10 protein-coding genes are annotated in these 12,720 nt (G+C 29.7%); 9 read left to right on the top strand and 1 reads right to left on the bottom strand.

Features of this window, described 5'->3' with window-relative positions:
* Positions 1-104 precede the first annotated feature (104 nt).
* The 4 genes from L1S46_RS21355 to L1S46_RS21340 are packed head-to-tail and all read left to right on the top strand — an operon-like array spanning position 105 to position 4,908.
* Positions 105-1,154 carry an efflux RND transporter periplasmic adaptor subunit gene (locus tag L1S46_RS21355; protein ID WP_238900891.1) on the top strand — a complete coding sequence of 350 codons (1,050 nt, stop codon included), beginning with the start codon at positions 105-107 and terminating at the stop codon, positions 1,152-1,154.
* 13 nt (positions 1,155-1,167) lie between these two features.
* A complete protein-coding gene (locus tag L1S46_RS21350) occupies positions 1,168-2,358 on the top strand; it encodes an ABC transporter permease (protein ID WP_238900890.1) in 1,191 nt (396 codons plus the stop codon).
* Positions 2,333-3,529 carry an ABC transporter permease gene (locus L1S46_RS21345; protein WP_238900889.1) on the top strand — a complete coding sequence of 399 codons (1,197 nt, stop codon included), beginning with the start codon at positions 2,333-2,335 and terminating at the stop codon, positions 3,527-3,529. The genes L1S46_RS21350 and L1S46_RS21345 overlap by 26 nt, the downstream gene beginning before the upstream one ends.
* 26 nt (positions 3,530-3,555) lie before the next feature.
* Positions 3,556-4,908: a TolC family protein gene (locus tag L1S46_RS21340; RefSeq protein ID WP_238900888.1), complete on the top strand. Its 1,353-nt coding sequence runs from the start codon at positions 3,556-3,558 to the stop codon at positions 4,906-4,908.
* Between the two features lie 138 nt (positions 4,909-5,046).
* Here L1S46_RS21340 and L1S46_RS21335 read toward each other — a convergent pair whose 3' ends face one another.
* Positions 5,047-6,111, bottom strand: a complete 1,065-nt coding sequence (locus tag L1S46_RS21335) for a LacI family DNA-binding transcriptional regulator (RefSeq protein WP_238900887.1) — start codon at positions 6,109-6,111, stop codon at positions 5,047-5,049.
* A gap of 334 nt (positions 6,112-6,445) precedes the next feature.
* On the opposite strand from L1S46_RS21335, the gene L1S46_RS21330 reads away from it, so the two are divergent.
* The 5 genes from L1S46_RS21330 (at position 6,446) to L1S46_RS21310 (ending at position 12,661) form a co-directional block, all read left to right on the top strand.
* A complete protein-coding gene (locus L1S46_RS21330) occupies positions 6,446-7,438 on the top strand; it encodes an ABC transporter permease subunit (protein WP_236887855.1) in 993 nt (330 codons plus the stop codon).
* Between the two features lie 13 nt (positions 7,439-7,451).
* Positions 7,452-8,348 (top strand): carbohydrate ABC transporter permease, encoded by an 897-nt coding sequence (locus L1S46_RS21325; protein ID WP_031276350.1) that lies wholly within the window; start codon positions 7,452-7,454, stop codon positions 8,346-8,348.
* A gap of 34 nt (positions 8,349-8,382) precedes the next feature.
* Entirely contained in the window at positions 8,383-9,999 is a 1,617-nt protein-coding gene (locus L1S46_RS21320; protein WP_026886974.1) for an extracellular solute-binding protein, read from the top strand.
* Positions 10,000-10,065: 66 nt separating this feature from the next.
* Entirely contained in the window at positions 10,066-11,553 is a 1,488-nt protein-coding gene (locus L1S46_RS21315) for a glycoside hydrolase family 32 protein (RefSeq protein ID WP_238900886.1), read from the top strand.
* 160 nt (positions 11,554-11,713) lie between these two features.
* Entirely contained in the window at positions 11,714-12,661 is a 948-nt protein-coding gene (locus tag L1S46_RS21310) for a carbohydrate kinase (RefSeq protein ID WP_238900885.1), read from the top strand.
* Positions 12,662-12,720 lie beyond the last annotated feature (59 nt).

Genomic DNA, 12,720 nt, shown 5'->3' with positions numbered 1-12,720 from the left:
AATATATGTATTTATATCAATTATATAAAGAATAAATATAGAACTTATGAAGTTTAGAATTTAGAAAATGAAGTTTTTTAAAATTATATTTTAGGAGGAATTTTATGAAAGTAAAAAATGTCGCATTAGTAGTATTTTCAATGGTTGCAGCTAATATATTTACGGGATGCACGTCAGTATCTACATTAACTGGGGACAAGCTAGTAAAGCAGACTCAAAGTAATTTAATAGTGCAGTCAAATGTTGACATGACAGATGTTAATGTAAATACATTAATTCCCGGAAAGGTTAAAGAAATAAAAGTTAAGGAAGGTGATGATGTAAAAAAGGGAGATGTTCTGCTTATAGTTGATAGTGATACATTGGCAGCTCAACAAGCTCAAGTACAAGCTCAAATTGAAACAGCAAAATCTCAGTTAAATGCTGCGCAGGCAGCTAGGGATGCTGCAAGTGCAAAGCTTGAGTTAGCTCAAAATGGTGCAAGACCAGAAGAAATTGACCAAGCTAAGTCTGCTTATGATCTTGCAAAGATAACTGTAGATAGACTAAAAGTTCTATATGATCAAGGTTCAATTCCTAAGTCAGATTTTGATAATGCTGAAACTCAAATGCAGGTAGCAAAAGATAAGTATGATATAGCACAAAGTGGTGCAAGACCAGAAGATATAAAGGCTGCTCAGGCACAAGTGGATCAGGCAAATGCATCAGTTGAAGCAGTTGAAGGCCAAATAAAACAGGCGGAGGCAGCACTTCAAGGAGTTAATGTAAACCTTAATTATGCTACAGTTACTGCACCAGAAGATGGGACAATAACACAAGTGAATGTTGAAGCAGGAGAAGTTATATCAACAGGAATGCAGCTTATTGTAGTTACTAAGACCGATGAACCATCAATATTGTGTAATGTTAGGGAAACAGATTTATCTAAAGTAGACTTAGAACAAGAAGTTTCTGTAAAGATTCCAGCATATAAAGATGAAGAATTTAAGGGGAAAGTAGTTAGAATTAATAAAGATGCTGATTTTGCAGTTAAAAGAGCAACAAATGATAATGGTGAATTTGATGTACTATCTTATGGCGTTAAAGTTGAATTGACTGATAACGATAAGCCACTCCGTTCTGGAATGACTGCTTTTGTTGATTTTGGAAAGTGATGTGAGAATAGGTATGAAGGAAATAGTATCGAAGATTAAAGAAAGATTTATAAAGTCTAAAGAAATTATAGTTTCTGTTATGTTACTTTTGATAATACCAGCTATTTCTAGTTATGCTTTAGGTTATACATATAGTGAACATGTAGTAAAAAATGTTCCTACAATGATAGTTGATCATGATGATTCTACTTTAAGTAAAAATTTTATTACTCAAATAAATACAAATGAAGTATTTAATGTAGTTAATTATAGTGAAAATGATAATGATATTAAAAATTTAATGGATGAAGGGAAAGTCGTGGTTGGCATTATCATTCCTGCAAATTTTGCTAAAGACTTAAACGATGGAAAAGCGCCTAAAATAATGATTTGCTATGATGGCTCCCAGATGTCAGCAGTAAGTGCAGGTAAGACTAGAATAGCTGAAATCTTAGGGACTATTAAAGTTAGTTATTTAATGAAGCTTGGAGAAGGTAAACTTGGGATAATGCCTCAGGAAATTAAAAATAATATTATTCCCATACAAACTGATTCTATATTTTTAGGAAATTCAGCAAGAAGCACAGCTAATTTTTTGCTTCAAGGAATGTTAATTGGAATTGCCCAGATAGGAATTATTTCACTTGGTGCATTAGTAGTAAAGGAAAATGAGAACTGTTTTTTCTTATTAATTAAAAGTATCATTTTTGGATTAATAGGTTCAATGTCAATTTTTCTATTGATGTTTATACAATATAAATATTTTCAAATGCCTTATAGAGGATCAGTTAAAGCTGCAATTGCATTAACTATAACTTTTAGTATTACTATGATAAATTTAGGGATTTTATTTAGATTAATTATAAAAAATAAACTGGAAGCAGTGAGTAGTTCTAGTCTTATGGCTTCATCTTTTGTTTTACTGTCAGGGTATACATTTCCACTAATGGCTGCACCTGAGGTGTTTAAAAAATTATCTAAAATCATTCCTTTCTTATATTATGGAATTCCGATGAGAGACCTATCTCTTTTAGGATTAAATTTTAATGATGTAGTGCCTAATCTATATTATTTGATAAAATATATGATTTTTACATGGGCTATTATATTAGTTATACTGCTAATTAAAAGTATTTCAAATAAAAGAACTAATATTAAAGATAAAATTCTAAATAAAGTTATTGGAAGGAGGAAAAAAGATGAGGTTTCTGAAGTTTCTAGCTAGAGATAAAAAAAGTATTATTTCACTTAGTTTACTTCACATTAGTATAGTAATTTTTGTGGCTTGTATTTTCAGTAAAGTCTATATTGAAAATATCCCTTTCGGAATAGTAGATATGGATAACTCATCTTTATCCAGAACTATAATAGAAGAACTTAAAAAGAGTCCAGGTGTGAATATTAGTTATTATGCTGATTCACAAGAGGAATTACAACAGGCAATTAAGGAGAAAAAGGTTAGTGGGGGAATGGTAATCCCTAAAGATTTTAACAAAGATGTTGTCAAGAAGAAATCCCCTAGTGTTGCATTATTAATAGATGAAACAAATGTTGTTGTTGGAAGTAATTTATATGCATATTGTAATGGAGTCACAGGAACTATAAATGCTGGAATTCAACTTAAAGTATTCGAAGGGAAAAATATGATGCCATATAATGCAAAGAAAGCTATTACGACTTTTTCATATAGTGAGCGTGTTCTTTATGAACCACAGCTTAGCTATATACGGTATTTGATGTATTCTCTTGTACCATATTTACTACAGGGAACTTTTCTTATGACATTTTTAGTACCTGCATTAATAAAAAGTAGAGAAAAGTTAACTTCAATAAATTTTAAATCAAAAGATACCGTAAAAAACATACTTATTCTTTTAACAAGAGTTTTAATGATTATTTTTATATCAGTATTTTCAAGCTTAATTGCATTATGCATTTTAGGAAAATATTTTGATTTGCCTCTTCGTGGAAATATCTTAGAATACTTGACGTTGACTTCAATATTCCTCATTGATCTTACAGCTATTGGAGTTTTATTTGCAGCGTTATTTAATAATTTAATATATTTTACTCAATTTTTTACCATGATAAATATAGTAACCTTTTTAGCTAGTGGAATTCCATTCCCAGAGTATGCAATGCCTAGCGGACTTCCTAGAATAATTAAAAATATTTGGCCATTTATGAATGTAGCACTTCCATTAAAATTCATAAACTTAAAAGCAGTTGGATGGGATATTATATTACCATATATAAAAAGTGGAATAATGTATGCATTGGAATGGTTTTTAATAGGAATTGTATTATATTCTGCTAGAATTGCACTGAGTAAATATAGAAATAGGAAAATATCAAAGGAAGAAGACGAAAAAATATCGATAGAAACTTATATATAGATATTCAATATAAGGGGGAAGAATAAATGAAGAAGAATATAAAAAAGATAGTTGCTATTGGAATTGGATTAAGTATAGTAAGCGGAAGTATAAATCCAGTCTTAGCAATAGAGAATCAAAAAAATAATGAAGTAGTAAGTGCTCAAATAATAAATGATGAAAGTAATTCAATAATAAATGGACAATCATCTAACGGTAAACCAATTCTTACTTTAGATCAGGTTATAAATGCAGCTATAACTAATAGTGAAGATTTAAATTTAAAGTCTCAGCAAATTTCTATGTACAGAAAGAAAGAGGATATTCAGGATAAAACTAATGACTTTTATGAGAGTCTTGGTGAAAAAATATATGATTTTCCATATGACAAGCTTGAGCTTCTAGAAAAACAAACAAACCAGTCGAAAGATTTTTTACAAGATCAAATATCGAGTGACATCACTAATAAGTATAATGCAATTATTATAAAGCAAATAGATATAAGCCAAGCAAAGACAAATTTAGATATAAAAAATAAAGACTTAGAAACTATTAAAACAAAAGTGCAAATAGGCATGGCAACCTCAAATCAATTAACGGATAAGCAGATTGAAATTAATTCTTTAAAAAATGATATAACTGCAAAAGAAAATTCATTAAAGGACAGCATGGATTATTTAGGAGTTTTAACTAATTTGAATTTATCAAATTATACCGTAGATCCCAATATAGAATATAATTTATTTAAAATTGATGGTTCAAGTGATGAATATATAAATGATAAAATTGAAACTTATTTAAAATATAATCAGAAATTAATTAATCTTACAAACGATTATTTAGATGACTTAAAGGATGATGGCGTAAAAGATATTATGAATAAAGATATTCCAAGCATGCCGTCTGGTGGGATCCCATCTCCAGCTTCATATATGAAAAAAGATGATGCTACAGGAGCAGTTGAATTAGACGAAGGTGCGTATTCTATTGGACTTAGCTCTTATGCTCTTCAACTTATAAATTATGAAAAAAATGCATTGAAATATTATATGGATCTTACTAAGTATGGAGCATATGTAGATGGTAAGTATGGAGTGGAGGAAGCACAAGTTAAGCTTGATGATTCAAAAAAGAGTTTAAAAAATGGATTAAAGCAAGCTTATTCAACGTTGCTTGATTTGGAAAATAAAATAAATGACTTAAATGATACAATAAAGTCAACTAACACAAAACTTAAATATGCAAAGACACAAGTAGATGTAGGACTGATGACAGAAAACAATTATAATGCATTAGTTCTAAAAAGTGAGCAGTTAGATTCATCACTAAGAACACTCATTAATGCTTATAATAATTTAAAGACCACTATTCAGGAGCCTTGGGTATTAGGGGCTAATTAGTTATTTAAATATTGCTTTTAGTGATTATTAAAAGAGAATATTAAATTGAAATACTATGTATTTTATTACACATACAAGGTACCCTATAAAGATAGACTTTTATTAAATTGTTTATCTTTATAGGGTATTTTTAATTGGTTAACAGTTAATTTCATTCAGTAAGTTTCCAGTAGATTCCCTAAACTTAGGTGAAGTACGAACATGGATTGTTCTAAATGGAATGGATGGATTATCTATTCTTGAAAGTAACAAATCTGCGGCAATATCTCCCATCTCATAACTTGGAATACTAACGGTAGTGAGGTGAGGTTCAATTATTTTTGATTCCATTGAATCATCAAATCCACATATTAAAATATTATCAGGTACAGAAATACTTTTATGTTTTAGAGCTCTTATGACATTAATTGCAATAAAATCGTTTGCGCATACAAGAACTTGAGGAAGAACTGAAAGGTCCATTATCTTGTTTCCAAGCCATTCAGGATCAGCATAAGGTTCTTTGTCGTTTTCGATAATAGAATTATTAATATCAAATGAGAGTTTTGAATCTAATAGAGCAGAGCAATAACCCTTCCAACGTTCGTAAAAACTCTCACAATGATATATATCTCCTACAAACCCTATATTTGTTTTATTATTATTAATTAGGGTTTTAATAATATTATAAGTACTATGGAAATTTTCCATTAAAAGAATATCAGCATTTACAGGTTTACTGTTGTGGGTGCTAGGTGAATCGATAAATAGTGTAGGAATGTCTAATCCACATATAAGCTCACTATAATTTTTATCAAACATTTCTATGCATATTATGCCATCAACCAACTCAGGCTTAAAGTTGGATGGTAAGCTTGAGGAATTTAATTCATTATCACGAACAACATACATAGATAATCTATAGCCAAGAGTGCTCATCTTTTCTTCAAAACCTGATAAAAGATGAGATCCAAAATGGGAACTGTTTGGCATACTGCTTGTTAATAGTGCAATTTCTTTATTTAAAGATGAATTGGGAGAAATGGATGATACATTGTTTACATATGCAAATTGTTTGTAACCCATTTCAATTGCCTTTTGAATAATTTTAGATTTTGTAGCTTCTGCTAATGTTCCAGTATTATTTAAAGCTTTAGAAACTGTATTCCTTGAAATCCCCAATTCATCGGCTATATCTTGAACCGTTATTTTCTTATTTAGCATTATTAAAGGCTCCTTTCTTTGTCATATAAAATCTATATCAATATTTTAAGTATTGTTATTGACATTAGTATAACAAATGAAGTGACAAATGTAAAATAAAATAATTATATATACATAAATGCTAGCAAATAAAAAGAGATATAATATATTTTGTGTGCAAATGTAAAAGTATAATGATGATAAAATGTAATATTTATATTGACAAATGTAATGGAAATCTGGTAATATCTATTTATAAATTAAAGATAAGGTTTACAAAAAAGATTTAACAAGCAGAGTGGATTTGTAAAGGTAAATTGAGTTTTTGTTACAAATGTAAAAACTAAATAATAAAATGAAAGGGGAAATAAGTTTGAATGGGGTAAAAAGTACAAGATTTAATTTTAACAGATTAGATGGTGGAGATCCTATTATTAATAAAAAGAACTCTAAAATATATAGTAAGTTAAAGTATATCAAAAAGAATTATCAATTATATCTGTTCTTCACGCTACCGCCACTAATACTGTTAATTATTTTTAAGTATATTCCTATGGGAGGAGTACTAATTGCATTTGAAGATTATAGTGCTATTTCGGGAGTTTTCCATAGTCAGTGGGTAGGATTAAAACATTTTGAAAGATTTTTATCTTCCCCAGATTTTATGACTTTGTTAATGAATACTTTAAAGGTAAGTTTATATGGAATATTGTGGGGATTCCCGTTACCGATTATACTTGCTTTACTTTTAGCAAGAATAAAGAGTGAGGGAATTAAGAAAAAGATTCAATTAATTTTGTATGCTCCTAATTTTATTTCTGTAATAGTAATTTCAGGTATGATTATCGTTTTCTTATCACCGATTGGGCCAGTTAATCAATTTTTTGGAACTGCTACAAACTTTATGGCAATGCCTAGTGCATTTCGGACTATATATGTAGCTAGTTCAGTTTGGCAGGCAACTGGTTGGGCATCAATTATTTATACAGCAGCTCTTTCAAATGCAAGTCAAGAATTAACAGAAGCAGCTGTTATAGATGGAGCGAATATTTTTCAACAAATTTTGAATGTTGATTTACCAGCAATTAAGCCAATTATGGTTATTCAATTTATTTTATCGGCAGGAAATATTATGAGCGTAGGTTTTGAAAAAGCATTAGCTTTGCAAACAGATTTGAATTTACCAACTTCAGAAATTTTACCAACTTATGTTTATAAAATGGGTCTTCTAAATGGAGATTATAGTTTTTCAACAGCCGTAGGTTTGTTTAATTCAGTTATTAATATAGTTTTATTAATAGTTGTGAATTCAATTGTTAAAAAATTAAACGAGGGAGAAGGAATATAAGATGAATATGAAAATGAAAATGAAAAAATTCAAAAAATTATCATTTTCTGATAAATCTATTACAATAAGTGGTTATGTAGGCGTAATACTTTTTGTATTAGCTATTATTATACCACTTATATATATAGTTGTTGCTTCTTTTATGGATCCCAATACATTAAACAATCAAGGAATAACATTTGATTTTAGTAAATGGTCAATAGAAGGATATACAAGAGTATTTAAAGACGATATGCTTTTAAGAGGATTTTTGAATTCCGTATTCTATTCTACTGCTTATGCGGTAATTTCAGTTGGAGCCACACTTTTAGCTGCATACCCATTATCTAGACCAGATTTTGTGGGGAAAAAAATTATTACTACTTTATATATTATTACTATGTTTTTTGGCGGAGGGTTGATGCCAACATATCTTTTGGTTGACAATCTAAAGCTTCTTAACACAGTGTGGGCGATTTTACTTCCAGGTGCAATTAATGTATGGAATATTATACTGGCAAGAACTTATTTTCAAAGCTTACCAAAAGAGTTAAGAGAAGCATCTGCTATAGATGGTGCAAGTGATATTACACATTTCTTTAAAATAATGATTCCAGTATGTAAACCAATTATTGCAGTATTACTTTTATATCAATTTGTAGCTCAATGGAATAGTTACTTTGATGCTATGATTTATTTAGATGATACTAAATTGCAACCTCTGCAATTAGTAATTAGATCAATCTTAATTCAAAATACACCAAGACCTGGTATGATTGCAGATGTTCAAAGTGCAGCAGCAATGGCTAAAATGGCACAATTGCTAAAATACTCCACTATTGTTGTTTCAAGTTTACCTTTACTAGTTATGTATCCATTTTTCCAAAAGTATTTTGATAAGGGAATAATGGCAGGATCAGTGAAGGGATAAAAAAATATATATAGAAAAAGGATGGGGAAATAATATGAGGAAAAATAAAATTAGAAAGTTGGTTAGTATTTCTTTAGCTATGTTAACAGTATTATCATTTACAGCATGTGGTAGCTCAAGCAAGAAAACAGATACAGCTACATTAAAGGATGTTTCATTTCCATTAAAAGAAACAGCTACTTTAAAAATGCTTACAAGTGCGCCATCAATTTCGACTCAAGACCCAAATGAAAGAATTATTTTTCAAAGATTAGAGAAAGAAACAAATGTGCATATCGATTGGACGTGCTATACAGATGATCAATTTCCTGATAAAAAGAATTTAGCATTATCAAAAAAAGATACACTTCCAGATGTAGTATTTAATGCTGGTATGAACAATAATGATTTACTTCGTTATTCAAAACAAGGAGTTATTATTCCAGTTGAAGATTTAATAACAAAGGATATGCCAAATTTATCAAAAGTTCTAGAAGAAAAACCAGAGTATAAGAAAATGATTACTGCACCTGATGGCCATATTTATTCATTCCCATGGATAGAGGAATTAGGAAGTGGAAAGGAAGCTATTCAAGCTGTTGGAGATATTCCATGGATAAATAAAAAATGGCTTGATGAATTAGGGCTTCAAGTACCAAAAACAACTGATGAATTAGTTACAGTTTTAAAAGCATTTAAAGATAAACACCCTGAAGGGAAAACAGATGTAATTCCAATGTCATTTATTATTAATGCTGTTGGCGGAAATGAAGATCCAGGATTTATACTTGGGGCTTTTGGATTGGGAGACAATGGAGATCATTATATGGTGACTAATGATAAGAAAGTTGTATATTCAACTACTCAAGATGGATATAAAGAAGGTATCAAGTGGCTTCACAAGCTTCAAGAAGAAGGTCTTATAGATCCAGAAGCGTTTACTCAAAAATGGGATACTTTTGTATCAAAGGGAAAAAATGATCGTTACGGTATGTTTTTCACTTGGGATAAAGCTAATATAGCTGCAAACAAAGATGATTATATACCTCTTCCAGCACTTGCAGGTCCTAATGGAACTGTTAATGCTACTAGATCAAATGGATATGGGTTTGATTTAGGAAGATGTGTTGTAACATCAGCAAATAAAAATTTAGAATTAACAGCAAAATGGATAGATAAGTTATATGAACCTCTTCAATCAATACAAGATAACTGGGGAACATATGGTGATGAGAAAAATCAAAATGTATTTGAGTTAACAGAAAATAAAACTTTAAAGCATTTACAATTAGGTACAGCATCACCATGGGAAGTTCGTGCAAATCAATTTGTTTCAGGACCATTAGCAGTTCTTGATAGTTATTATGGAAAGTATACAACATCTCCAGATGATGCCCAAGAAAGATTAGATATACTTCATAAAACTTATGTTAAAGATATGAAAGCTGATTACAATTATCCACCTGTATTTATGTCTCAAGAAGATATAGAAAAACTTACTCAATATGAAACAGCAGTAAAGGCATATACAGAACGTAAGAAAGCTGAATGGATTTTAAATGGTGGAATAGATGAAGAATGGGACTCTTATTTAAAAGAAATGGATAATCAAGGTTTATCAAAAATATTAGAAATTAAACAAAAATATTTAGATTCATACTTTGCAAAATAAAAAACTTATATAAGCGGCTTGAATGGTCGCTTATATAATATTTAAGATGATTGAAAGGAAATGATTATGAATAATATAGTGAGAAATAGTAGTGAAATTTTAAATAAAGCAAGAGTTTTTGAAGAAGAATCTATAAAGAGTATACCAAAAGAACAGAGGCCATCGTTTCATTTATCATCACCAGTCGGGTGGATTAACGATCCAAATGGATTTTCTAAATTTGCAAAGGAGTATCATCTTTTTTATCAATATTATCCATACGATACTAAATGGGGACCAATGCATTGGGGGCATAGTAAGACAAAGGACTTTATAAGGTGGGAGCAGTTACCAACAGCTCTTGCACCAGATCAGGAATATGATATGGGAGGATGTTTTTCTGGAAGTGCAGTAGAGTCAGATGGAAAGCAAATACTCATGTATACTGGAGTGTTTGACAAAGTTCAAGAAGATGGGGCTCATATAATTAGACAAACTCAATGTATTGCAATTGGAGATGGAGTAAATTATGAAAAGCTAACGTGTAATCCTGTGATAACAAGTTATTCTTTACCAGAAGGTAGTAATTTAGAAGATTTCAGAGATCCTAAGATATGGAAAGAAGCTGATGGGTTTTATGCTGTAGTAGCTAGCAGGCATGCTGATGGAAGCGGACAAATTCTTTTATATAAATCAAGTGATTTAAAAGAATGGAACTTTGTTTGTATTCTAGATAGAAGTAAAAATGAGATAGGTAGCATGTGGGAATGTCCAGACTTTTTTAATATTGATGGAAATAATATCATGATTATTTCACCAATGGAAGTAAAGGCGAATGGACTGAAATTCCATAATGGACATAATACGGTGTACTTAATTGGAAAATATGATAAGGAAAATCATACGTTTAATAGAGAAGATTATGGAACTATAGATTTTGGTTTAGATTTTTATGCTCCTCAAACTCTAGAAGCAGAAGATGGAAGAAGAATTATGATAGGATGGATGCAATCATGGGAAAATAATATTGTTCCAAAAGACTTTAAGTGGTGCGGAATGATGAGCATTCCTAGAGAACTAACAATAAAGGGTGGAAAGCTAATCCAAAATCCAATTAGAGAAATTAGAAATTACTATAAGAATTCTGTTAAATACGAGAATGTATTAATTAAAGATAATGTGAAGTTAGAAGGTATATCAGGAAGAGAATTAGATATGACTCTGGAAATTGATGGTTTAAATTGCGAAGAGTTTATAATTAAAATTGCTAAAAATAATGACTATGAAACATTAGTTACTTTTGATCCAAGAAAAGATATCATTTCATTTGATAGAAGTTATTCAGGGAAACTTTGTGATTCCTTACATAAGAGAGAAATGAATATAAGAAATCAAAATGGAAAGATTAAACTAAGATTAATTATAGATAAATACTCTGTTGAAATATTTGCAAATGATGGCGAACAAGTAATGACATCTACTTTTTATACTAACTTAGATGCAACAGATATTTCGTTTTGTGCTAAGGGTGAAGCAAAAGTAAGTATTGAAAAGCATAGTATTGTTTTAAATTAAGGATTATATTTAGATGTGTTTAAAAAAGCGACTAAATTAGGCTTTATAATTCAGCTAATTTTAGATACATAGATAAGTATAAAATTTTCAACAAATATTAGTTTACAAAGCAAATTTCTATAGTTTAATAAAGATAAACTAAGATAGATGGAGGATTAAGATGAGTAAAAACATTTTTTGTATAGGAGAGCTTTTAATTGACATGGTTTGCGTTGATAATAAAGGATTAAAAGATGGAGAAAAGTTTGAGAAAAAAGCAGGTGGAGCGCCAGCAAATGTTGCAGCATGTATTTCTAAATTAGATGGAAATGCTTATTTTTTAGGACAAGTTGGTGACGACTACTTTGGAAAACATTTAATAGAATTGTTAAAAGATTTAAATATAAATACTGAAATGGCAGTAGAAAAAGGTAGTACAACAATAGCACTAGTTGGTATAGATAAAAATGGTGAGCGTAATTTTGATTTTCTAAGAGGCAGTGATGGAGAATATTCATTTAATAATATTGACTTATCAAAAATAACTAACTCGGATATCATTCATTTTGGTTCTGCTACAGGATTTTTAGAGGGTGAATTAAAGAAAACATATTTTAAATTATTAGAATATGCGAAATTGAATAATATATATGTATCTTTTGATCCCAATTATCGTGATGCATTAATAACACCAGATAAATTAGAAATGTTTATTGAAGATAGTGTTGAGTTCATAAGAAAAAGTGATTTTACTAAATTAAGTGATGAAGAGCTATTTCTATTAACTAAAGAAAAAGATATAACAGCAGGGGTTAATAAATTACATGAATTAGGCGTTAAGGTTGTAACTATTACATTAGGATCTAAAGGAACATATCTAAGCGTTAATAGACAACATGAAATAATTCCATCCATTGAAATTAAGCAAGTAGATTCAACTGGTGCTGGAGATGCATTTGTTGGAGCCGTATTAAAACAAGTATCTGATATTGAGAATAAACAAAATATAAGTTTTGAAGAATGGAAAGACATAATTTTATTTGCAAATAAAGTAGGTGCTATTACATGTACAAATTATGGAGCAATAGCATCAATGCCTATTTTAAGTGAAGTAAGAAAATTATTTTAATAAATATTGCAATAATAAATTTGTATTTAAACTTCTAATAAGCAAAGTGCTCAGCTAGG

The organism is Clostridium sp. YIM B02500 (genome assembly GCF_022324665.1).
In the GTDB taxonomy this organism is placed as follows: Bacteria; Bacillota; Clostridia; order Clostridiales; family Clostridiaceae; genus Clostridium; species Clostridium beijerinckii.
The sequence above is the reverse complement of the archived record's forward strand: the minus strand, read 5'-3'. Positions and strand labels throughout refer to the sequence as shown.

What these genes read in the sequence shown, in the direction of transcription:
- L1S46_RS21355 (WP_238900891.1), top strand. Translation starts at nt 105, where the DNA reads ATGAAAGTAAAAAATGTCGCATTAGTAGTATTTTCAATGGTTGCAGCT.
- L1S46_RS21350 (WP_238900890.1), top strand. Translation starts at nt 1,168, where the DNA reads ATGAAGGAAATAGTATCGAAGATTAAAGAAAGATTTATAAAGTCTAAA.
- L1S46_RS21345 (WP_238900889.1), top strand. Translation starts at nt 2,333, where the DNA reads ATGAGGTTTCTGAAGTTTCTAGCTAGAGATAAAAAAAGTATTATTTCA.
- L1S46_RS21340 (WP_238900888.1), top strand. Translation starts at nt 3,556, where the DNA reads ATGAAGAAGAATATAAAAAAGATAGTTGCTATTGGAATTGGATTAAGT.
- L1S46_RS21335 (WP_238900887.1), bottom strand. Translation starts at nt 6,111, where the DNA reads ATGCTAAATAAGAAAATAACGGTTCAAGATATAGCCGATGAATTGGGG.
- L1S46_RS21330 (WP_236887855.1), top strand. Translation starts at nt 6,446, where the DNA reads ATGAAAGGGGAAATAAGTTTGAATGGGGTAAAAAGTACAAGATTTAAT.
- L1S46_RS21325 (WP_031276350.1), top strand. Translation starts at nt 7,452, where the DNA reads ATGAAAATGAAAAAATTCAAAAAATTATCATTTTCTGATAAATCTATT.
- L1S46_RS21320 (WP_026886974.1), top strand. Translation starts at nt 8,383, where the DNA reads ATGAGGAAAAATAAAATTAGAAAGTTGGTTAGTATTTCTTTAGCTATG.
- L1S46_RS21315 (WP_238900886.1), top strand. Translation starts at nt 10,066, where the DNA reads ATGAATAATATAGTGAGAAATAGTAGTGAAATTTTAAATAAAGCAAGA.
- L1S46_RS21310 (WP_238900885.1), top strand. Translation starts at nt 11,714, where the DNA reads ATGAGTAAAAACATTTTTTGTATAGGAGAGCTTTTAATTGACATGGTT.